The 22,267-nt window shown below is 56.0% G+C and carries 24 protein-coding genes; 3 read left to right on the plus strand and 21 right to left on the minus strand.

Annotation, left to right across the window (positions count from 1 at the left end; translation table 11 throughout):
• Window position 1: 1 nt before the first annotated feature.
• From AC2FEE_RS19530 to AC2FEE_RS19560, 7 genes are all read right to left on the minus strand, one after another.
• Window positions 2–556, minus strand: coding sequence for a PQQ-dependent catabolism-associated CXXCW motif protein (locus AC2FEE_RS19530; protein WP_496867002.1), 555 nt, complete (start codon window positions 554–556; stop codon window positions 2–4).
• The gene (locus AC2FEE_RS19535; RefSeq protein WP_496867003.1) at window positions 553–1,395 is read right to left on the minus strand and encodes a substrate-binding domain-containing protein; all 843 of its coding nucleotides are present in this window, start codon (window positions 1,393–1,395) and stop codon (window positions 553–555) included. The genes AC2FEE_RS19530 and AC2FEE_RS19535 overlap by 4 nt, the downstream gene beginning before the upstream one ends.
• Window positions 1,379–1,882, minus strand: a complete 504-nt coding sequence (locus AC2FEE_RS19540) for a c-type cytochrome, methanol metabolism-related (protein ID WP_496867004.1) — start codon at window positions 1,880–1,882, stop codon at window positions 1,379–1,381. The genes AC2FEE_RS19535 and AC2FEE_RS19540 overlap by 17 nt, the downstream gene beginning before the upstream one ends.
• A 69-nt stretch (window positions 1,883–1,951) precedes the next feature.
• On the minus strand, window positions 1,952–3,754 hold the full coding sequence (xoxF5, locus tag AC2FEE_RS19545) for a lanthanide-dependent methanol dehydrogenase XoxF5 (protein ID WP_496867005.1): 1,803 nt from the start codon (window positions 3,752–3,754) through the stop codon (window positions 1,952–1,954).
• A 132-nt stretch (window positions 3,755–3,886) separates the two neighbouring features.
• Window positions 3,887–4,243, minus strand: a complete 357-nt coding sequence (locus AC2FEE_RS19550) for a c-type cytochrome (RefSeq protein WP_496867006.1) — start codon at window positions 4,241–4,243, stop codon at window positions 3,887–3,889.
• Between the two features lie 55 nt (window positions 4,244–4,298).
• Window positions 4,299–5,132 (minus strand): S-formylglutathione hydrolase, encoded by an 834-nt coding sequence (fghA, locus tag AC2FEE_RS19555; RefSeq protein WP_496867007.1) that lies wholly within the window; start codon window positions 5,130–5,132, stop codon window positions 4,299–4,301.
• A 1-nt stretch (window position 5,133) separates the two neighbouring features.
• Window positions 5,134–6,246 (minus strand): S-(hydroxymethyl)glutathione dehydrogenase/class III alcohol dehydrogenase, encoded by a 1,113-nt coding sequence (locus tag AC2FEE_RS19560; RefSeq protein WP_496867008.1) that lies wholly within the window; start codon window positions 6,244–6,246, stop codon window positions 5,134–5,136.
• A 163-nt stretch (window positions 6,247–6,409) separates the two neighbouring features.
• Between AC2FEE_RS19560 and AC2FEE_RS19565 the strand changes: the two genes are divergently transcribed.
• Together AC2FEE_RS19565 and AC2FEE_RS19570 are read left to right on the plus strand one after the other, a co-directional pair.
• Complete coding sequence (locus AC2FEE_RS19565; protein WP_496867009.1) at window positions 6,410–7,024, plus strand: hypothetical protein; 615 nt, start codon at window positions 6,410–6,412, stop codon at window positions 7,022–7,024.
• 30 nt (window positions 7,025–7,054) lie between these two features.
• The gene (locus AC2FEE_RS19570; RefSeq protein WP_496867010.1) at window positions 7,055–7,834 is read left to right on the plus strand and encodes a pentapeptide repeat-containing protein; all 780 of its coding nucleotides are present in this window, start codon (window positions 7,055–7,057) and stop codon (window positions 7,832–7,834) included.
• A gap of 5 nt (window positions 7,835–7,839) precedes the next feature.
• Here the strand turns inward: AC2FEE_RS19570 and AC2FEE_RS19575 are convergent, their stop codons facing one another.
• Complete coding sequence (locus tag AC2FEE_RS19575; RefSeq protein ID WP_496867011.1) at window positions 7,840–8,871, minus strand: quinoprotein relay system zinc metallohydrolase 2; 1,032 nt, start codon at window positions 8,869–8,871, stop codon at window positions 7,840–7,842.
• A 123-nt stretch (window positions 8,872–8,994) separates the two neighbouring features.
• Between AC2FEE_RS19575 and AC2FEE_RS19580 the strand changes: the two genes are divergently transcribed.
• Window positions 8,995–9,807: a quinoprotein dehydrogenase-associated SoxYZ-like carrier gene (locus AC2FEE_RS19580; protein ID WP_496867012.1), complete on the plus strand. Its 813-nt coding sequence runs from the start codon at window positions 8,995–8,997 to the stop codon at window positions 9,805–9,807.
• Window positions 9,808–9,827: 20 nt separating this feature from the next.
• Here the strand turns inward: AC2FEE_RS19580 and AC2FEE_RS19585 are convergent, their stop codons facing one another.
• From AC2FEE_RS19585 to AC2FEE_RS19645, 13 genes are all read right to left on the minus strand, one after another.
• A complete protein-coding gene (locus tag AC2FEE_RS19585; RefSeq protein ID WP_480594694.1) occupies window positions 9,828–10,163 on the minus strand; it encodes a hypothetical protein in 336 nt (111 codons plus the stop codon).
• Between the two features lie 47 nt (window positions 10,164–10,210).
• Entirely contained in the window at window positions 10,211–10,885 is a 675-nt protein-coding gene (locus AC2FEE_RS19590; protein WP_496867013.1) for a hypothetical protein, read from the minus strand.
• 31 nt (window positions 10,886–10,916) lie between these two features.
• A complete protein-coding gene (locus AC2FEE_RS19595) occupies window positions 10,917–13,184 on the minus strand; it encodes a hybrid sensor histidine kinase/response regulator (RefSeq protein ID WP_496867014.1) in 2,268 nt (755 codons plus the stop codon).
• A 2-nt stretch (window positions 13,185–13,186) separates the two neighbouring features.
• On the minus strand, window positions 13,187–14,344 hold the full coding sequence (locus AC2FEE_RS19600; protein ID WP_496867015.1) for an FIST N-terminal domain-containing protein: 1,158 nt from the start codon (window positions 14,342–14,344) through the stop codon (window positions 13,187–13,189).
• Between the two features lie 9 nt (window positions 14,345–14,353).
• Window positions 14,354–15,073: a response regulator gene (locus AC2FEE_RS19605; RefSeq protein ID WP_496867016.1), complete on the minus strand. Its 720-nt coding sequence runs from the start codon at window positions 15,071–15,073 to the stop codon at window positions 14,354–14,356.
• 110 nt (window positions 15,074–15,183) lie between these two features.
• On the minus strand, window positions 15,184–16,365 hold the full coding sequence (locus tag AC2FEE_RS19610; protein ID WP_496867017.1) for a hypothetical protein: 1,182 nt from the start codon (window positions 16,363–16,365) through the stop codon (window positions 15,184–15,186).
• On the minus strand, window positions 16,362–17,036 hold the full coding sequence (locus tag AC2FEE_RS19615; RefSeq protein WP_496867018.1) for a tetratricopeptide repeat protein: 675 nt from the start codon (window positions 17,034–17,036) through the stop codon (window positions 16,362–16,364). The genes AC2FEE_RS19610 and AC2FEE_RS19615 overlap by 4 nt, the downstream gene beginning before the upstream one ends.
• Window positions 17,033–17,932 (minus strand): vWA domain-containing protein, encoded by a 900-nt coding sequence (locus tag AC2FEE_RS19620; RefSeq protein ID WP_496867019.1) that lies wholly within the window; start codon window positions 17,930–17,932, stop codon window positions 17,033–17,035. The genes AC2FEE_RS19615 and AC2FEE_RS19620 overlap by 4 nt, the downstream gene beginning before the upstream one ends.
• On the minus strand, window positions 17,929–18,891 hold the full coding sequence (locus AC2FEE_RS19625; RefSeq protein ID WP_496867020.1) for a VWA domain-containing protein: 963 nt from the start codon (window positions 18,889–18,891) through the stop codon (window positions 17,929–17,931). Before AC2FEE_RS19625 ends, AC2FEE_RS19620 begins: the two co-directional genes overlap by 4 nt.
• Complete coding sequence (locus AC2FEE_RS19630) at window positions 18,884–19,255, minus strand: hypothetical protein (RefSeq protein ID WP_496867021.1); 372 nt, start codon at window positions 19,253–19,255, stop codon at window positions 18,884–18,886. The genes AC2FEE_RS19625 and AC2FEE_RS19630 overlap by 8 nt, the downstream gene beginning before the upstream one ends.
• On the minus strand, window positions 19,252–20,157 hold the full coding sequence (locus AC2FEE_RS19635; protein WP_496867022.1) for a DUF58 domain-containing protein: 906 nt from the start codon (window positions 20,155–20,157) through the stop codon (window positions 19,252–19,254). Before AC2FEE_RS19635 ends, AC2FEE_RS19630 begins: the two co-directional genes overlap by 4 nt.
• Complete coding sequence (locus tag AC2FEE_RS19640) at window positions 20,154–21,110, minus strand: AAA family ATPase (protein WP_496867023.1); 957 nt, start codon at window positions 21,108–21,110, stop codon at window positions 20,154–20,156. Before AC2FEE_RS19640 ends, AC2FEE_RS19635 begins: the two co-directional genes overlap by 4 nt.
• Before the next feature lie 84 nt (window positions 21,111–21,194).
• Window positions 21,195–22,121, minus strand: a complete 927-nt coding sequence (locus AC2FEE_RS19645; protein WP_496867024.1) for a hypothetical protein — start codon at window positions 22,119–22,121, stop codon at window positions 21,195–21,197.
• Between the last annotated feature and the right edge of the window lie 146 nt (window positions 22,122–22,267).

The following is a 22,267-nucleotide window of genomic DNA, read 5'->3' on the forward strand; positions in this document are numbered from 1 at the left end:
TTCAGCCGCCTCCAGTTACGGGCTGACCTGGAAACGGCTCGACCCGTTCGAGTGGGTACCCCCACAAGGCCCAGCCATCGGTGCCTTCTGGGAACCAATAGACGTTGGTGTACCCCCTTTCGATTGCGCGTCTGGCGGCATTCCAACTCATCCAGCAATCTTCAAGGCAGAAGAACACAACGCCATGCTCAACATCGCCATTGGTGCTGGCCTCTAACCCGGATCGAAAATAGTCAGCTGTGACGTCTGCGATTGCACCATAGCCGACATTGGGTAGCCAGATCGTTTCGGGGATACTATCGCGCGGCTTGTCTCGCCAAATCGTGCCCTCGGGCAGATTGGCTGGCTTAGGTGGCTGTGGCAAAACGTCGATAAACGCGGCGGTCTGATCTTGCCACAACGTGTGTGCCTCTTCCGGGCCGATGGTTGTGCCGCCGGTGATCCGGTCCGGCACCGGCGCACGGTAGTGATCCATGCGATAATCCGTCGGCTCGGGCACTGTCTGTGCCATCGCGGCGGTCGAGATCAGCGCAAAGGTCAACGCGGCCCGGATCATTGTGACAGATCCAGCACCTCGGTTCCCAAATCATTCACAAGCGGAACTCCGGCATCGGCCAACACAGCATTTATCTCATCCTGATTGCGCCTGATCAGAGAATTCAGTTGCCGTTGCCAAACCTTCTCACCCTGCCGCACGCCCATGGTGATGCGATAGAACAAACGCGGAGGCAGCTCTTCATTGACCAGCGGGTTCACCTTGAAATCTGGGTAGTCCGCCTTGACCAATGGTCCGCCCAATGGACCCCATAGGATGGCCGCATCAATCTCGCCCGATTGCAGGTCATCCAGCATATCGATAGCCGGACTTTCCACGCGTCGATCGACGAACAGGTTGTAAGGCTTGGCCTGTCCGATCAGCCCATTCCGCGCCATATGCGCCGCCGGCGGAGTACCCGCCACGATCCCGATTTTTTGCCCCTTGAGCGCAGGGTCATTCAACCGGTCCACCTGCGCCAGATCGCTGTCCCTCGGCACGATCAGCGCATAGGCCGAGGTATAGTAGTGGTTGGTATTCTGCACCAACTCATGACCTTGTGCATAGCCAATCACTACATCACAACGCTTGGCAGCGAGTGTGTTTCGAATGAAGCCTGTCGCTTGTGGAAACCAGACATATTGAACCGGCAATTCCAGCTTTGCGGCGACCAGTTCGGCCAGTCGGTTCTCGTATCCCGATCCGTCCTTTGACGACACAGGGTAGTTGGCTGGATCCGCGCAAACGCGAAAGGCAGTTTTTGAAACGAGATCAGAGGTTTGGGCCAACGCGGGCTGCGCCTGGCCAAGCCAGACGCCAAGCACCGTCAGAGCAAGACAGCCCTTAGCCCATGCACGCATCTTCATCCTCGCGGATCACGTCGGATTTCGCCTCTTTCTTGGGCGGGCGACCACGCGGGATCGCGCCCGATCCATGAGCTTTCAAGTATACATAGATGTCATCCAGAAAGCACATCACATTCGGGTTGTCGCCAAATCCCGGCATCACCGAGTTTTCAGCGGCGTTCACCACCTGTCGACCATTCGTGACGATGTCGACAAAGTCATAATAATCCATATCCAGCGCTGACTCTTTCAGAGCCGGCGCATAGGTCGAGCCTTCGCCATCCGGACCATGACAGACATGGCATTCCGCGTGATAACGCCGGAAGCCTGAAAATGTCATCCAGTCCACAGTTCCATCCTCGGCCACGTTAAATGTCGGGATATCGTCTTCGGTGTAATACCGCCCATCCTCGGAATAGGAGACCGCCAGATTGTCAGCAATCGCGGCAACGGGAAGGCAGGACACAAGAACGGATGCCAGAAGACGTACAGAGTGGTTCATGGAAAGCTCGTTTTTTTGCAGGTGAAAACCGGCGCGGTCCAATCGGGTCGCGCCGGTCAGTTCTTTGGCTTAGTTCGGCAGTGCGAACACTGTCAGCTGACCACCCAGCGCGGTATAGTCGCTGAGAGCGGCATAGCCACCCACGGCACCCAAACCGTCATTCGGGTTGGTCAGACCAGCCGCCAGACCAATACCGGCCCAGCCACCAACACCCGACAGGATGCCGATATACTGCTTGCCACCTTGCTCATACGTCATCACGTTGCCGATGATGCCGGACGGTGTTTTGAACTTGTACAGTTCTTCACCGGTTTCAGCATGAACGGCCTTCAGATAACCTTCGAGCGTGCCGTAAAAGACAACATCACCTGCTGTCGCCAGCGCACCGGACCAGACCGAGAACTGCTCGGGTAGCGACCACTTGATGCTTCCGTCGGTGTTGTCCCACGCGATGAAGTTACCCATACCACCATGGCTATCCGGTGCCGGATACATCGCCAGAGTCGCGCCCACATAAGGCTGACCAGCGGTATAGGAAACGCGGAACGGCTCATAGTCCATGCAGACGTGGTTGGTCGGCACGTACATCAGCTGAGTCTTCGGCGAATAGGCTGCGGGCTGTTGGTCCTTGGTGCCCAGTGCCGCCGGGCAGATACCGGTCGAGTTCACGTCCTCGCCGTTCTGTTCCGTCGAATACTGAGCGACCACAGCCGGACGACCATAAGTCTCACTGTTGGGGTCCATGTCGACGCCAGTTGTCCAGTTCACAACCGGGTCGAATTTTTCAGCCACCAGCAACTCACCTGTGACACGATCCATAGTGTATCCCAGACCGTTGCGGTCGAAATGGGTCAGCAGCTTGCGCTCTGTGCCATCAATTTCCTGCTCTGTCAGGATCATTTCATTGATGCCGTCATAATCCCATTCGTCATGCGGCGTCATCTGGTAGAACCATTTGGCCATGCCGGTGTCGATGTCACGTGCCATGACGGTCATCGACCAGCGATTGTCGCCGGGCCGCTGTGCCGGGTTCCATGTCGACGGGTTACCCGTGCCATAGTACATCAGGTTCTCGTCCAGGTCGGCAGAATACCAGCCCCAGGTGGTGCCGCCACCGATCTTCCACTGATCGCCTTCCCAGGTGTTTGTGCCCGAGTCCGTGCCAACCGGCTTACCCAGATGGGTGGTCTTTTCCGGGTCAACCAGGATGTCCGAATCCGGCCCCATGGAATAGGCGCGCCAGACTTGCTCACCCGAGTTCATGTCATAGGCCGTAACCGATCCGCGCACTCCGAACTCACCACCCGAAATGCCGACAATGACCTTGTCCTTGATGGGCAGAACCGTGGCTGTGTTGGTTTCACCAATCGCCGGGTCACCATTCTGGACTTCCCAAACAACGTCACCGGATTTGGCATCCAGCGCCACAACCTTGGTGTCCGCCTGATGCAGGAAGATCTTGCCATCCGCATAGGCCACACCGCGGTTAACGGTGTCACAGCACATTACCGGAATAACGTCCGGGTCCTGCTTGGGCTCGTACTTCCAAACGATCTTGCCGTCATTGGCCAGATCCAGAGCATAGACAATGTTCGGGAACGGCGTGTGAACATACATCATGTCGCCAATAACCAGCGGTGAACCCTCGTGCCCGCGCAGAACGCCGGTCGAGAAGGTCCACGCCACCTGCAGATCTCCAACATTGTCGGCGTTGATCTGATCCAGTTCGGAATAGCGCTGGTTTTTGTAGTCACCCGTTTGGATCGCCCATTGCTTTGAGTTCTCCATCTGGGCAACCAGGTCGTCATTGGCATAAGCCGAAGTGGCCAGTGCAATGGCAATCCCGGAGGTCCAAAGCGATAAATTTCTCATTCGATCTCCTCCCTTTCGTGCAGCGTTCTCGCTGCATTGCAACACCTCACCCAGGTCGGATTGCGGTGTCTGTTGATGCTCGCCCAGACCGGCCCTATTGCGGTCACATCGACAGGCGAGCAATGCGATCTCTTACGACCCTGGGTCTTCAAAGGTTGCAAGATATGCGATGATGTTGGTGCGATCGTCCTCTTTGCGCAGACCGGCGAAGGTCATCTTGATTCCCTTCGCATAGTCGCGCGGTTTCGTCAGAAACGCGTCCAGTTCTTCGGGTGTCCAGACCAGCCCCTCTTCGGACAGTTCGATGAGTGTCGGAGAATAGCCAAACCCCTCAACGGTTGCGGCCGGACGCCCAACGATACCGTTCAGCATTGGGCCCACTTTGTTTTCTGCCCCCTCGCCCACAGCGTGACAGGCTTTGCACTTGCGGAAGACTTTCTCGCCCGCTTCGGGATCGCCTTCGGCACTTGCAAAGGCGGGTGAAAGCATGAGGCAGGTTGCCGTGATTACCGTTCTTAACACTATCATTCTTTCCTTGCTGTTTTCATTGGCTGAGACGTTCGGCGTGCCATTCGACATGATCACGCGCAAAGCTGTTCACGAAGAAATACGAATGGTCATACCCTTCCTGAATTCTGATCTGTCCTGGCTGGCGGCGCTTGGCCATCATGTTGGCCAAAGCTTCGGGTTTTAGCAGATCGAGAAACTGATCATCCGCACCCTGATCGATCAGCAGATCGCCTTTCCAGCCGTGTTCTTCCAGCAGCAATGTCGCGTCATGCTTGACCCAGGTGTTTTCGTCGTCACCCAGATAGCTGCTGAGCTGTTTGCGACCCCAATCCGAACGTGTCGGGTGCGCGATCGGCGCAAATGCTGAAAGAGATCTGAATTTGTCGGCGTTCCGTATCGCGATCGTGATCGCGCCGTGCCCGCCCATGGAATGACCCGTGATCCCATGACGATCCTGAACCAGAAAACTCCCCACAACTATGTCGCGCAACTCGTCAACGATATAGTCATACATTCTGAAGTGCGACCGCCAAGGATCACGGGTGGCATTCACATAGAAACCTGCCCCCTGCCCCAGATCATAGGCATCATCATCGGCAACGTTGTCACCACGCGGAGACGTATCGGGAAATACAACCGCGACACCATAGTCCGCGGCCGCCTCCTGAAAGCCGCCTTTGGTCATCGCATTTTCATGCGTGCAGGTCAGACCCGACAAGTACCACAGCACAGGCACCGGCCCGGATCTGGCCTGAGGTGGCAGGTAGATGGCAAATGTCATCTCGCAGCCGCATGTCTCGGAGGGGTGGGAGTAGACAGTCTGCTCCCCTCCGAAGCTGCGGTTTTGCGAAATGATTTTTAGATCCATGTCAGTACTCCACCACCGCGCGGATCGACTTTCCTTCGTGCATCAGGTCAAAGCCGTGGTTGATCTCATCCAGCGTCAATTTGTGCGTGATCATGGGATCAATCTCAATCTTGCCGTCCATGTACCAGTCGACGATTTTCGGGACATCCGTCCGACCCTTGGCGCCGCCAAACGCCGTGCCGCGCCACGACCTGCCGGTGACCAGCTGGAAGGGACGCGTCGAAATCTCGGCTCCGGCGGGTGCAACACCGATGATGATGCTTTCACCCCACCCTTTGTGCGCACATTCCAAAGCAGTGCGCATCACGCCAACATTGCCTGTGGCATCAAAGGTATAATCTGCACCCCCTCCGGTCAGTTCGACCAGATGCGCCACGATATCGCCGCTTACATTCGAGGGATTCACGAAATCGGTCATACCGAAATGCGTTGCCATCTCGGCTTTGCCATCGTTCAGATCGACACCAACGATCTGATCCGCACCAGCCATGCGCAGACCTTGGATCACGTTCAGGCCGATACCACCGAGACCAAACACCACGCCACGCGATCCGATCTCGACCTTGGCGGTGTTGATTACGGCCCCGATACCAGTAGTGACGCCACAGCCGATATAGCAGATTTTATCAAACGGTGCGTCCTTGCGCACTTTGGCCAAGGCGATCTCGGGCACCACAGTGTGATTGGCGAAGGTCGAACAGCCCATGTAGTGATGGATCGGCGTGCCATCCAGCATGCTGAACCGGGTCGTTCCGTCCGGCAACAGACCCGCCCCCTGCGTGGCGCGCACTTTCTGACACAGGTTCGTTTTGGGGTTCAGGCAATACTCGCACTCGCGGCATTCGGGTGTGTAAAGCGGGATCACGTGGTCCCCGACCTCAAGGCTGGTGACGCCTTCACCAACTTCCATTACAACCCCGGCACCCTCATGGCCCAAAATTGCAGGAAAAATCCCTTCGGGGTCATCGCCCGAACGGGTGAACTCATCCGTGTGACATAATCCGGTTGCCTTGACCTCGATCAGGACTTCGCCTGCCTTCGGGCCATCCAGTTCAACCTCCATGATTTCCAAAGGTCGCCCTGCCGCCACAGCAACCGCCGCGCGTGTTCTCATTCTGTCTGTCCTCCCTTGCAGCGGAATCATTTTTAGACCGACTGCCTGGGTTGAGTATGAGGGCCAGCCCCTTGTTCTAACAATTAAGACAATGGTGTGTATTGGGTTGAATGGACTTGGCGCGCAGATTTCATGCATACTATCCGCGTGGAGGAGAGCTGAGATGTCGAACGGCAAGCTAATTGTTATGGCCCTGGCGTGGCTCGGCACGGCTGGCCCAAGCTTTGCCGCGGATTTTTCCGACCCAACTTGGCCGTGTATTCAACGTAAGGTCGAAGATCTGTCGCTGGGCCTTATGTGGCCACACCAGATCGCCGAGAGTGAATCCGGCCAAAACGACGCCGACATTGACGAAATTGCCGGGCTGCTTGCCCTGAGACGGATTGAGTTGGAAGACCTTCAGCCCCGCGTCGCGGAATTTGCTGCGCGCTACAATGGGGATCCGGATGTTCTGGGGTTGGTATTTCAGCGTGTCTTTGACACTTTGTCGAAACGGCGCAAGCGCATAATAGCCGGGATCGGAGAGTTTTCGCTGAACCAGATCGATATGGCCGAAAAGATTGATCTGGCCCGCGTGGAAATGGAGCAGGCCTTGTCTGCCGACCCACCGGATTACGACCGCATTGACGCCCTTGAAGAGCAGCTGGATTGGGATCAGTTGATCTATACAGACCGTCAGCGCTCAATCACCTATCTCTGCGAAACACCGCAAATTCTAGAACGCCGTCTGTTCGCGATCTCGCAAATGCTACAGCAGTTGACGTCGGATCAGGGTTAACTTACCGACCAACAAACGCAGGAGGGATGCATGAAACCCTTACTGATCTTTTTATTTACCCTTGCGCCTCTAACAGTCCTTGGCCAATCACCGCTGAGTGGCGTTGACATGACACTGCCCAAAATGACCGAGTCGCAAATGACCCGCGCCGACGTTGTTGCCCGGCTCGATGCAGCCACAACCGACACCCCCGCCGATTTTACCCGGGTCTGGCTCAACAATCTGGACTTGTCCGGACTGGATTTCAGCAATGCGACCCTGCGAGCGACCTCATTAAATGGCACCAATTTGTCGGGATCAAAACTGGATGGCGCAGTGCTGAGCCAGTCCTGGATGATCGGAGCGAACCTTTCAGGCGCATCCCTTGTTGGAGCCGAGTTGTTCCAGACGCAGCTCAGCAAGGCGGACCTGAGTGATGCCGATTTCACAAATGCCAGAACCGCCGCTGACTTCACCAAGGCCAATCTGACCCGAGCGGTGTTCAAAGGGGCAGATTTTTCCGCCGACATGCGCAACCAATCCATGGGGCTTATGCGTGGCGTCCTGACCTCGGCGCACGGGTCGGATGTGGATTTTACCAATGCACAAATGTCGCGCGCCGATCTGGAATTTGCCAAACTTCCCAATGCAAATTTCACCGGTGCGGACATGTCGATGACCACATTGGGTGGGGCAGACCTGACAGGGGCCACATTGTCAGGTGCTGATTTTACGGATGCCGATTTGACCGCGACGCGGCTAACCGATGTTCAGGGCGCAGATCAGACCAATTTAAAAGCCGCAAAGAACCTGAACCGCGCCATTCGCTGACAGGGCTATTCCCATTCAAGTTCGGTAAACGCGACCGTGGCATTGCGCGGGTTATAAGCGTCAAACAATTCCCATTGTTCCGCTTCACTTTGAGCGATTGTTTCAACCGCATCGCCCAGTCGCTGACCCGTGTCGATTGCGGCGCGTGTGTCAGTCTCCAACACATCCAGATAGCGCACCATGTCCTCGGCGCCTTCTGGCCAGGCCAGGATCGGGCCACCATGGCCGGGCACGATTTGGGTAATATTCAGCTCGGTCATCTTTTTGAGAACACGCTGCCAGCCGATCAGCTCGCCGTCTAAGGCCGGGGTATGCCGATGAAACACCAGATCGCCTGTGAACAAAACGCCGGTGTTCACATCCTTTACCGTCAGGTCATTCCCGGTATGAGCTCTGGACCAGGCCCGCAGGATCAGTTTACGCCCGCCCAAATCAATCTCTTCCTCAGTTTCGACCGCGATATCGACAGTGATTGGCCCAACACCCACATAGTCGTCGGAACCGATAACGGCGCTCAGGCTTTCTACATAATTGCCCAGACGGTCCAATAACGCTCTTTCCAACCCCACATGGCCAACTATCTGCGCCCCTGTCAGGGTCAGCGGCGCAGTTCCGAGAGTGTGATCGGGGTGCATGTGGGTCAAAATGACGTGACTAACGGGTTTGTCCGTCTCTGCCCGAACAGCACGCCAAATGGCTTCTCCCATCCAGGGAGCTGTTCCTGTGTCGATCACTGCAACACTGTCTAGTCCGATGACAAATCCGATATTCGACACGTCCCCCAGATTGTCCGCGTTTGGCTCCTCAATCAAACCGCGATGCACGAAAAGGCCGGGGGCGGCTTCATCGAATTCCAACACCTTCCCAATGGCTTGGCAGACGGGTTCACTGCTGTGACCGTCGGAAAGAGACGGAGGTTGCGCCTTAAGTTTCTCTTCGCACTCAGCTTGATTTTCGGCCTCGTAGCCCGGCAAAAGCTGCTCTCTGCAGGGCTCGGTCGCAGCCTGCGCGCATAGCAAGATCACGGCTTCAAACATGGCAAACCTCCACCCTAAAACCTTGGCACAGTTTACTGCCAGAACCACACCGCCTTTCGTCGGCATATAATTTCCCGGGGTTTTGTGGCATAATCCGCGGCACCGGTTGCCGGAGGAAAACACATGGCCAGAGCAATTGCACCCGCAGCGATCCTTTCACTTGCGCTATCCTTGCCCGCTTGGGCGGAACAGTCGGTCAAGAATCCGCTGGTCGACAGCGAAACCTGGCACGACCTGCAATACGATGTGGTGGGCGATGTTCAAATCGGGAGTGCCGATACGCTGCTTTCAATGGACGCACCCTATAGGGCGCATGATGCTGCAACGGTGCCCATCGTTCTGAAGCAACTTGATCCAAGTGCCAAAATCTCTGCCGCCACTGTGGTGATCGACGAAAACCCCGCGCCAATTGCAGGTGTCTTCACGTTTTCACCTGCCATGGGTGAGTTGGATTTCGAAATGCGAGTCCGCGTGAACCAATACTCGAATGTCCGCGTGATCGCAGAAACACCAGATGGTTTCCACATGACGGGCCGGTTTGTCAAAGCCTCGGGCGGCTGCTCGGCACCAGCCAGCAAAGACCCCGAGGTCGCTTTGGCATCGATGGGTAAGATGAAGCTGCGCAGCTTTGGGCAAGAGGCGCAGATTTCAACACCGCGCCGTGAAGCACAGATCATGATCCGGCACCCAAACTATTCCGGCCTACAGCGCGATCAGGTTACGCAATTGTTCATTCCTGCGCATTTCATCGACCACATCGAAGTCTGGCAGGGGGATGAGCTGTTGTTCACCATGGACGGCGGTATCTCGATCTCAGAAAACCCGGCATTCCGCTTTGCCTATAACGACAACGGCTCGACCATGTTGACGGTCAAGGCAACGGATACCGAGGGCAACACATTCGAGAAAGATCTGCCCAAGGCTGCGGCCAGCTAACGGGCGGGTTCGCGTTTCACTCAGAAGCAGACAACCTCTGCTTCGGCCTGCGCCCGACGCAGATCAGCCACCATGTTTTCGGCCAGTACGGCGCTTTTGAAGAACGCCATTCGCTCGCCCCCGACCCGACGCATCGAAAGGACAGTCTCCGCCTGTTCGTATTGTTCATAAGGAAGGATTGAAGCGATCAGGTCGATTGAACATGAGCACCGATCCAGCATCTCGCGGGTCTGGCCGTTGGTCACCATGCATGCGAATACGTAATCCGCGCGCGCAGCGGTAGGGTAATCGTTGAGCCGGTCGGCGACGCTTTGTGCAGACGCTGTGATCGGTGCAACCAGAACAGCCGCGACCATGGCTGTAAAGGTCATGCGGATACGTTCCCATTTAAGGTCTGGGGCTTTCATTCGCGACCCTCCTGCACGCCTTCAAACTGCATCTCCGACCGATAGATTGCTGCCCCTTCGCCTTCCGGTGCGGCTTCAGCAACCAGGCGCAGATACCATCCCGGAACCTCCTCTGACACCGTGACGCTGAGGACGAGATCTCCGAACCCTTGCATCCGGTCCCGGTTAGGATCCTCAGCGAAAGGACGCATAAGGATGGTCTGTACGGAGATGGTTTTGCCGTCGATCACCGCCTCACCCTCGACAATCTCGGCAGGTTGAACCAGCGCATCTTTGACACGGTTTCGGATGTAGAACGGGCTGCCTCCGGCGGACTCAGCCATATCCCGGACCGCGCTTTCGTAAAAAACCATGATCATCGGATTCCCGACGCTGGCCGGGAAAACGCCCATAGCGCGGTGTTTGTCGTTCTGACGAAACTCCAGATGCGCCATTTCGGCCCCGTCTTCCCTGAAACTGAGTGCGATATCGCCCGTATCACGTTCGGCTGCATCCGGCCTGATCTGGTTCGTGACGGTGCGCTGGTAGATCAGTTCCTTATCCCTTGCGATATTGTCCAGAACCCCATCCTGAAACAGCAATTCATAAGCCTGTTCTGCGTCAACCGAGGCCGCGGTCGCTGGATTTAAACTCCAAATCGAAATTGCGAGCCCGTAAAGAAGCATTCTCATGATCTTGTCCTCCCATAGATGAGAGTATGGGCTAATCGTTCCATGTCACCGCCGACTTTTGTCGGTGTCGAGCGTCTTGGTAAAGATGGCGCTGAATTTTCCATATGATCAAAGATCGGAGCCGAGGCAGCTTGACCGGTTTTGTCATGACCGAAATCTCAAGCTGCAATCCGTCTTTGCGCAAGGCCTCACTGCGATCCGCGGTGATTAAAATTGCCGGAACCTGGGTCTGCGTCATTTCGCGTATCTGGCGAATTGTGTTCACTCCGGTTTCACCATCATCCAGTTGATAGTCCGCCAGAATGATATCGGGCGGCATTCCGATGTCTTTTATGAATTGCAATGCCTCCTGCGGCGACTGGGCTGGCAGAACGCTCGCACCATTTTGTTCCAGCCACTGCGTCGTGCCATATAGAACATCACGATCATTTTCGATCACTAAAACGATGAAATCGAGCGGCACATCGCTCGTATTCGCGAGAAGATCCAGGGGCTCCACGGCACTTTGCCCTGCTTCAACCCTGTCCATTTCAATGCTGAACACCGATCCAATGCCAGGTTTTGACCGAAGCGACAGCTTATGACCCAAAAGTCGGCAGGCGCGGTCTACCACTGACAACCCCAATCCCATGCCAGAACCCAATGGTACATTGTCGGCCCGTGTGAATTCTTCGAAAACGCGTTCCTGATCTTTGAGCGCAATACCAATACCCGTGTCCCAAACTTGCAAGATGACCATGTCACCACGTCTGCGACAGCCCACCAGAACCCGGCCTCCGGGTTCGGTATACTGAATGGCATTTACGACCAGGTTCTGGATCGAGCGTAAAAGATAGACCGGATCTGAGTTTACAATTTCCGAGCACGGAACAACATCAAGCTTCACGTTCTTGGTCTCGGCAACCAGCGTCTGATCGCCCTGTATCCCCTCAATCATCGACGCGAGACTGACATCCGTGGGTGAGACCGTATCCGGATCAGCAGTTTCAAGCTTTGAGATATCCAGCAATGAATGCAACAACTGTTCTGTAGAGCCAAATGCACCGTCCAGCCGCTCCATCATCTCATGCAGTTCGGACTCACGCGTGATCTCCAGCAAGGTTGAAATCATCAGCTTTGCGGCGTTGATCGGCTGAAGCAGATCGTGACTGGCCGCGGCAAGGAATCGTGTCTTGGAAGATACCGCAGCTTCGGCTCGTTCCTTCGCGATCCGTAGCGCCTCTTCCACCCGCGCTTTTTCTTCGTATTCCTGAACCAGCCTGGCGTTTGCATGGGTTAATTCGGCCGTGCGTTCCATGACTCGGTTTTCCAGAGTCTCGGTCGCACGCGCTTCCAGTGTCACGTCTTTGAGTTCGACCAGAAAACCACCATCTGGCAGTTGGTTGACTTGAATATCCAGAACCCGGTCCGATCCGTCGCGCACACGTTTGCGCAGCCAACCCCGACTTTTTAGTTCGTGCTGCCACTTACCGATCCTGCGTTCATCATCTGCCTTGATCAGCCCACGCGTCCGCATCAGATCCAAGAGCGTTTTCACAGGTACGTTTCCCTGCAACAGAGAGAGCGGCAGGTTCAGAATCTCTCGAAACCGCGCATTATGCATCATGATCTGGGAATCTGACGAGAAAGTGCAGACACCAGAGCTCATGTTTTGAAAAACCGCCTGAAGGTAGTCTTCCTGCCGGTCAATCAGGGTCTCTTTCTCGTCGCGGTTCCGACGCACAACCGAAGTGATATCGGTGAGTAAAATGACCACATTCTGGGCTGACGTGTATTGCGCGCTGAGTTGATACCAACGGTCGCCACGCAGTTCGATCACGTCGCTTGACACCATGCCCGTGTGGCAATTGCGCTCCAGCGTATCCAACATGTTCGAGATACCATGGTCGGACGACACGAACTCGGGGCTGCTTTGCACCAATAGAAAGAACCGTCCCAGGCTGAGGCCTGGCCCGACAATGTCCGACATATCCGGGAAAATCGCCTGAAACAGCTCGTTACACAGGTTCAATTCACCATCGGTGAACAGCGCGAACCCTTCTTCCATGGAAGACAGCGCTTTGACGAGACTCTTGCGGGTTTGCTCACGTTCGTATCTGGCGCTTTCAAGCTCGGTGGTTGCGCGCTCCAGATCACGGCTCTGCTCCATCACCTGCTGTTGCAACTCAATCGCGGACTGAAACGCTTGGAAGGCGGACGGGCCTACATCTTTCTGTCGATTGGCGCGCCGCATCAGCGCGTCAATTATCTTGGCTTGTTTCGAGACTTGAATCTCGAGCGGATCGTCTGGATTAAGCATAGTCAGCTCAGGTCACGCTTCTCTGGTTCAAAGAAGGCGACCCCCACAAAGGTCTGGTTCATGTGTACACCGGATTGTTGCTCTCCGTAGGTGTTGAAACCAACAACCCGGTGGGATTGCAAAACGTCAGAGACCTGCTTGCTCAGCTGTTTCTGTTCGATTTCCAGTTTGCGCAGAATACAGTCAAACCCAAGGATGAAATCAGGTGCCGATCCGGTATTATCACGCACATCGAGCCCGGCCTTGAGCGTTTCTATGATCTCCTTCCCGCGCCCCAAAGTCATGATGAGGCCATCATCAATGGCCGCGAGAAAGGACAGTGAGCCCCCCTCCATCGGTTCGCGAATGGCGCGTACGTAGTAATTCAGGTTTTGCCGCAGAAGCAGCGGGTTTTCTGCAAAGACCAGCGGCGACAGATCCTCGGCCGCGCAGCCGACCAGCCGCGCGTATTCCTGCGCTGCCGGGGCGCCATTGATCTCATAGACCACACGCTCTTCCGGATTGGCATCGGTGATGATGATCTCTGACCCGATTGGCAGGAAATGGTCAAAACCGATGCCTTGAAAACCAAGGTTGGTCTCAATCAACAACAGGACGGCGGCATTGCTGTAGGCACTGCCGCCATGTAAAATAAACGTTTCTTCATATTGAAGGCCATCTCCGGCAGAGCCGCCAAAAATCGGCAACCCATCAAGAACCGTTTCCAGAGTTGAGACCAGCAGATCTTCTTGCTTGGACAATCCATCCGAGAACACCAAAGCCAATCTGTTCCATCCTGCCGTATGACGAAACCTTTCGGCCTGACGTTGCGCGGTGGCTGCGATTTCCGTTGAATCCAGCGGTCTAAGTCCCTCGAACAGAATGGAGGAGCATCGAAAGTTGGACTTGGGAAAGGCCAGCAACAACAGCGCATCCGATTCATAACCCGATCGCGTTATTTGCCCCGCGGTGGTGCAGCCAAAAACTGGAACGCCCGCAAGCTTCCAGTTTAGGCGACGCGATATTTCCGCAGGATCATGGTTGCTGGGAACAAAGGCCAAGACGAAGCAAGATGAGAGGCAATCAATGCCTGCGCAGGCTTCTTCAACGGCGGTTGTCGGGTCCGAGCTAGCGGAACGGCCAATAGCAATAAAACTCGGTCCATGTTCCAAATCCCGCATGCAAGCCCCCTAGTGTTGAAGAAAGGATTTGACCTCCGGCTCATGTCGCGCATGACGGGCGACAACCGAGTCGACCAGAACAGCAGCTTGGGTCCGATTGCGCACACCAAGGCGACGCAGCAAGGCGGTGATATGCGCTTTGACCGTCGCCTCGGCCAGCGACAGCTCATATGCGATCTGTTTGTTGGATTGGCCCACGCATATCAGCTTGAGAATTTTGACCTGCTGCGGGGTGAGCGACGAAAGCTCGGGACTGGATTGATAGACAATGCTTTCTGCTGGCTTTGTCTCTTCAACTCGGCTGAATTCGACAGGCACATACTTGCGGCCAGCCGCAATCTCCTGGATCGCGATCTTGAGTTTTTGTGCTGGCGTATCCTTGGGAAGAAACCCCATCGCACCGTGATCCATCAAAGATCGCACAAGCTCTCCGGATGCAAGCGACGAAATAACCAGAACCGGCACCTTCGGACAGCGCTGCCGAAACTGTTGAAAACCCGAGATACCTGTGACATCCGGCAATTTGAGGTCAAACATGATCAGGTCAGGTTTGAAGCCCTCGCCAAGTATCTTAAATGCCTGCGCAAGCGTGTTGGCTTTTTCAATCCGGCAATTCTCGAAATTCAGTTGCAACGCCGCAGCCAATGCGTCGCTGAATAGCGGATGATCATCAACGATTAGGACGCTGGACACTTGGTCTACCGGTTCAGGGCATCCCGCAATTTGCATGGTTTCTCCTCCAATGGGAAAAGTACAGCATTTCCTGACCAGTTCAACTGTTTCATTTTGATACGAGCGAAAGATGCCTTAGGTAACAAAAGCTTGATGACTCTGAGAGCCTAATTGTTGAGGAACTTCCTGACAAATTCATTCAAATCAGGTGCTGCCGCCTTGGGATCGAATACCTGACGGTCAAAGTCTCGTATTTGCTCAAGGCGTCCGGATGAGGCTCCGTCACGACGTAAGATCGCAACAGCAGCTTGTCGCAGCCCGTCTGCACGACCGGCTTTAGCGCAACCCCGCAAATCTCGGACCATTGGATCGAAAACCCCAAATCGCTGCAATGCCCTTGAAGCGGCCACTTTGTGCCCCGACATGCCCAAAACCAGAACAGCCAGAAAGACCACAACGGCGATTGCAAATGCCGGCCATTCCGGCAACGCCACAGGGCGCGCGACCTCCTCGGGACTGTCCGAGGGCACCGCTCCGTTGACCGTGCCGTACGCAATGCGTTGTGGTGAGATCGTGACCTCGCGAACTTCGCGCGCGAAGGTGTCGAAATAGCTGAATTGCAGGGGTTCAACGATGCCCGACGTATCGTTAGACGGGCGAATGGTCCAGCGCCAGAATGCGTAGGTCACTGGCCCTTCCGGTGTCAGTTCGACAAGACGCTTCTCAGGGTGCGCGAAAATCAGGGCCGAAGGTGAGGTTAACTCCGGCATCGGCGGTATCATCTCTGGGGTGGCGCCCAACGCCTCCAGCCGGATAACGCGCAAGACGCCCTCACCCGGGGCAAGTTGATCCGGGGCATTCGACCACTGGTCCGAGATTTGCAATTTGCGCACCGGAAACCACCAATCCTTCGTAGCCGGAGCTTCGGCCACCTGAATGGTTAACGGCTCCGATTGAATCTCATGTTCGAACCAGTCGTCATTTTCGTCAGTCAGGGTCAGCCGGTGAATAAATGGACCAATTGCAAGCTCGCCAGCCTCGACCGGGTAGATCGCCATGCGTCGCGTAAACACTTTGTATTTACGGCCATTGATCCTTTCTTCCGACCAACTGTCCGGCCCCAGCTGCGCCCAACTGAACCCTTCAAAATCAGGTTGGACAAGTTCTTCCCGAGTGATGTGCCTTCGGTAGACACCTCGGATCGTCAAAAGCACCATCTCACGGGTGAAGGGAACAGAGGTATCGTCTTCAATGGTGACGTCTATCGATGCCTCGGACGGCAAAACAGTCTTTGACTGCGCCAGCACATGAACAGGGAAAGCGATGAGAAGTAAGACCAACCACTTCATTCCGGGCTCTCCGCTTCGGGAGGCGAAAGACCCTGCTGCACCCTGCGCTTATGTTCCTGCGCAATCCGCGCCGCCATAAACTCGCCAGGAACATCGGAAAGCTGATTGAGCCATCGTTGGTCGGCAACCATGAACTTGTCATCAAAGATGCGCCGTACACCCAGTCGCCCGCGGCTGTCCAATTCCGCCAATCCCAGCATCGTGTTCGAATTCGTGACCTCACTCCCTGTTCCCGCCGCGCGCGCGTTTCCACGGGCCACAAAGCTGTCGGCTTTGGGACCTGACTTGCGTTCCGGAAAAAGACCTAAAGCCTCTGGATCGATCTGCTGCCCTGCGTAATAAGCGGCCAGCACATCAAAATTCGCCTGAGCGTCCGGGTTACCTTTGGCAATGGCCTGATCATAGGCCTCCAGTGCGGCGGCAAATTGACCATTTTGGGCCTCGGCATTGCCGAGATTGTATCGGTTGCCTGCGCTCACGAAAGCTTCGGCGGCTTTATCGAACTTCCCAGCACGATAGAAGGCGACACCTCGCCAGTCCGAGTCGGAAAACAAGTTTGCCGCCGTCGGATATAGGCCAATCGCTAAAGCAACGCGCCCAAAAGGGGCAGCACCGCCCAACACGAAAGCAAGAACAATGCAAGCAGCACCCGTGATAGCAAACCACTTCATGCACGTTCCCTCCAAAACAACAACAAGAGGGGGAGCAGTGCTAAAAACAAAAAATACCGCCCCAGATCGTGCCAGAACAACACGGGATAGTCTTCCCGTTCCAGCTTGGTTGCGGCGTCATCATCCAACCACAGCGCCAGTTCATCAGTCTGGTCCAATGTGAATACCGCGCCACCGCCGACACCGGTATGCGTTTGCATCTGCGCCGTCGGAGTCTGTAGCGACACCACAGACACGCGCGCCCCGCGCGACGCAAGAGACGCGACTTGTTGCAGCGAGGTTGAGCCCAATCCGTCTCCGTCTGTGAATATCACCACGTCCCCGGCCAGGATCCCCGCCTCCTCCATTCGCTGAAGCGCCAAAGCCAGTGCACGTCCCGGGCGAGATCCTTTGTCCGGCACGGTCTCGCCATTGATGAGAGAGAAAGTTTGCCCCAATTGGCGGTGATCCGTCGTCATGTCCGTCGCGACATAGGCATCACCTGCGAATACAATGATGCCGCCGGGCCGGGATCCAAGCGCGCTGATGCCAAAACGCCCCATGCTCAGCATTTGTGGCCAGCGGTTGTCATCCACCACGCTGTCTGACGCATCCACAAGGAACAACACGCCATCCAGATTGCGATAGGTTTGCGCGTCGCGCCGTTCGATGGCCGGGCCAGTCAGAGCAACTGCAATGATCCCGCTGGTCAGCAGTAAGGCGACTGGCGTGAGCGGGAACGACCCACCTTCGATCCTGCCAATCGCCGCCATCGCTTTCATAAGCTGAGGATCGGTAACCTTATCCCAGGCTCCGAACCCGGCGGTGCGGGGTATTATCCACCAGCCGATCGCGCATATTAAGATCACGGAAAGCCCCCAAAACGGCCTGAGCAGAGTGATATCCAATTCACTCATTGCGCCTGCCTCCACGCCGCCATCAGGGCAAGTGCCGCTGCCATTGCTGCGGGCCATGTCCAATAGGACTTGTGGATCTCAGCCGTAAGACCCGCACTATCTGTCGCTTCTAAACGATCCAGCGCTAGCGTCACGTCGATCAGATCATCGGTGGTTTTGACGCGAAAGGCCTCACCCCCCGAAACCTCGGCGATAGCGCGTAAGGTGGCCGCATCAACCACTCCGCGTTCACCTACCTCTGCGCTTTGCAGGTCTTTGGGACCGAGCGCAATTGTGTGGACCCGCACGCCTAATTCAGTCGCCAATTCCGCCACGCCTCGGGGGTTCGTGGCCCCCGCGTTGTTCACCCCATCCGACAACAGGATCACAACGCGAGACGCCGCCTCACTGTCAGCAAGACGCTTCAAAGCGAGGCCCAGACCATCGGAAATGTTGGTAGCGCGGCCCGATATACCTATCGTGGCCTCTTCGATCCGCCGCGCAACTGCTTCAGTATCGAATGTGAAAGGCGTAGCGAAATAGGCTTCGGATCCGAACACTATCAACGCCACTCGGTCGCCAGCGCGGCGTCGGGCAAACTCGGACCCGACACTGGTCACCGCCTCCAACCGAGTGATTTGGCGCCCATCGAGATAAAAATCTTCCCTCACCATCGAACCCGAAAGATCCAAAACGATCGCAAGGTCCCGCCCGGAAACCTTCAGGGCGCTGACGGGTTGCAACTCGCGAGGACCGGACAAAGCAACGACAATCAGCGCCCAAACGGCCCACAAAGCAAGACGATCTGCCAAGCGCCGGTTCGCGGCGTTAACCCGAGGACTTGCCGCCAACAGCATCCCACCAATGCGATCCGGAACCGGAAACCCGCGTTCAAAAACTGGCCGTGGTTTGATCAGACGAACAATCACCAGAGGCAACGGCAACAGAAGCAAGACCCAGGGATCAGCAAGTTCAAACACGACCCGCAACCTCATCTCGCAGAGTCTCCAGATCGGGGCCTCCGCCGGGTTGATAAAGCTCGCCCCTCAGTTCCGCATAACGCGTCGGGTTCTGAGCGCGTAGCCTGTGCAAAAGCGCCACCTTGCGGCGATCCGCAGACCAACCCGGTTGATCTGCAAATTGATCGGGAGGTTCCATCAGTTTTTTTTTGGCAGTCTTGACACTCAGAAAACGCAGGATGCTGACGCAACTTACTGACGCCAACGCCGCGATACCAAAGACAACCGCATATTCTGCAATCACCCCGCCAGCAGCCTCAGCGGGTAAATGGATGTCCCGCAGACTGGCCAGCATTGTGGCCTCAGAGAGGGCCGTCTCGCTCATGACACGTATCTTGCCGCAAAGGCTGACGAAATGCGGCGAGAAGTTTGTTCAACCGGGTCGCTGGCATTCAAAACAAGCGCCGTATGTGCGGCAACCATCTGATAAATCGCCGCATCATCAGGCGCTGCCTCACTCAGATAAACGCGCCTTTGCTGCCCATCTGAAAGTTGGATCGGATACCAGCCGCTTGGCATTTCATGTGTCTTGCTTTCAGTCACGAGGACAAGACGGGGGTTTCGGCGGTGATCAAGCCGGTCCAGCAGGTCAGAAAACCCATCGCCCTGCTGATCAAAGCCAGACGCGATGATGATTTCGGACCCGGTGGGCGTCAGGCGTTCAACACCGGTGAGCACGTGTTCCAGCGTCCAGCCCTCATCCTCACCCTTCTGCAGGGTATTCAGACTGCGCGCATGGGCCTGAACCAGACCGCCAATCACATCCAGCATCCCCCGCGTTTTTCCGCGCGGCGGCACAATGATGGATGTGTCGGTCGTGATCGCCAGCAGACCCACACGCCCGCCACTTTCAACCATGTGCCATCCGATCAATGCCAGTGCCTCAGCCGCGGCAACCGAGAGAAAGGCGCGTTTCAGGCCCCAGAACATCGGCGCGCGGAAATCGGCAACCAACAGGGCAACCCGATCCCGTTCCTCTTGAAACTGTCGGATATGCAGGCGCCCGGTGCGGGCGGTCGTTCCACGATCCAGGTGACGAATATCATCACCCGCCACATACTCTCGCACATCTGCAACCTCGATACCCTGACCGCGCTTTCGGGTCAGAACCCCCCCGGGCAAGGCCGCCATTGTCGGGTTCTCGTGTTCAGTCAACGCGACATGCCGCAAGGCGATCAAGGCATCAGTTGTCAGGCTGACGCCCGCATGAGCCAGCACGCCCGTCACAGCGGCTCGACCGCATTCAGAATGTCCGCCACCAGTTCGCGTGGCTTTTTGCCATCCGCGATGGCCCGCCATGTCAGCACCATCCGATGGGCCAGCGCATCGGGCGCAACCGCGGCCACATCCTCGGGCAGGGCAAAATCGCGACCTCGCAGATAGGCGCGCGCGCGCGATGCCGAGGCCAAAGCCAGCGATCCACGGGGCGAGACCGCATGTTCTACTTGTTCAGCAATCGGGCCATTACGGGTCGCGGTCACGAGGCGCACGATATAGTCGCGCAATTCTGGGGCCACATGCACCGCCTGCGCTTCGGTGCGCGCGATCTTTAGCTCCGCAAGCGTCATCTTCTGAACATCTGGCGGACCTTCCTGCGTTTCAGCAATCACCAAGTCGAGAATCTGACGTTCCGTTTCCAGATCCGGCAAAGTTAGCACGACGTGCAGCAGGAATCTGTCCAGCTGTGCCTCAGGCAAGGGAAAGGTCCCGTCATGTTCAATGGGATTTTGTGTGGCAATGACCAGAAACGGATCCGGCAGTGCGTGTGTTTCGTTGCCAACCGTAACCTGATGCTCCGCCATGGATTCCAGCAGGGCGGACTGCACCTTTGGTGGCGCGCGGTTGATCTCATCAACCAAAACCAGCGTGTGAAACACAGGCCCCGGAACAAATTCAAAACGGCCTTCGTGGGGCTGGTACACAGGCGTTCCGGTCACGTCCGAGGGCATTAAGTCGGGCGTGCACTGGATACGGGCAAAGCTGCCCTCGACAGCGTTCGCCAGCCATTTGACGGCGCGAGTCTTGGCCAGCCCGGGCGGTCCTTCCACAAGAAGATGGCCGCCTTCCAGTAGGGCGATCAGCAGCGATTCCACCAATCGCTCGTGGCCAACAAGCCCCTGCGACAAATACCCAGATAATCCCGCAATCGTTCGCGGCGGGTTTTCAGGCCTTGTGTCCATAATTCCTCCCATAGACCCTGAGGGCGCAATACCTGCGCTCAGGCTACCCGGAGTCACCCGTTCAGCAAAACATAGCAGATGGTATTACCTAGGCACACGGACGGATGTTGAGCAGCCTTCGTCAAACAAGGCCGCAAACTGTGGATCAGCAAGTGTTTCATCCGCCTGTGCCCAAAGGCGATCGTATTGCCTGTCAATGTAGTCGATAAAGCCTGAGTCAATGGTCTGATCCGCGGGAGATTGCGCAACGGCATGCATCATGAAGATGTCAAACGCACACAGACCGCTGGGGTTCGAATTCAAGAGTGCGCGCATAAAGTCATGCGAGCTCCATGGCAGGCGCTGCAGGTTCACCGGCGTTTCCTGCAGTTTGGATAGGAACCCCGTTGACTTATCATATAGCAGGATATCCATGCCAAATGTGAAAGACTGAAACAGCTCTTCCAATAAAATCGATTTGTGAAAGTCTTTCTCAAGCTTGCCAAGGCGTTCATGAGCCGGTTGCTTGACCACGATATGGGTCCCCTGCCCCCGACGACCAAAGAAAGTCTGCGCCATCGCCGGAGACGTCACAACATAGGCGCGCCCCTCAGGTAATCCAAGCTGATGCACGTCGCTGAGCCAGTCAATATCCGCTGACAGATCACGGTTGGGAGGGTAACCGGAATATAGTCGCAAAATCACGGTACGGCCGGTTCCACAGTCCCGCGCTGAAGGGCCAGCGTACCGCATCGGAGTCGGGTGACCAAAACTGTGTTTCAGCAATTCTCGAAAGGTATTCAAAACTGCCAAAGTCTCTGGATGCGGCCTTTCGCCTACAAGGCATAGGGCTGCACCAACCAGATCGCGCCCGTTTATGTGAACGGGAATCGCCATATCCCGCCCCAACATGGTTGAGCGCAGCTCATACCCCCATCCTTGCTGCGCAAGCTCGATATAGTCGCGTTTATCGGCATGGAGCGCGCTTGCTAAGAAAACAAACATGATGATTTGCATCAGAAGATAACGCATGCAATCCCTCGTGATGTGAAGAGCATCGTATCTAAAGTCCCTACACCATCCAAGGGTTGTGTCGGAATCTGTTGCAAACTTTTTGCGATGGACACTGACTCCGCTTTCGACTGAGCGGCTGCAAAAAGCAAATAGTCGAAAGACTA

Source organism: Ruegeria sp. YTSC199 (genome assembly GCF_059609725.1).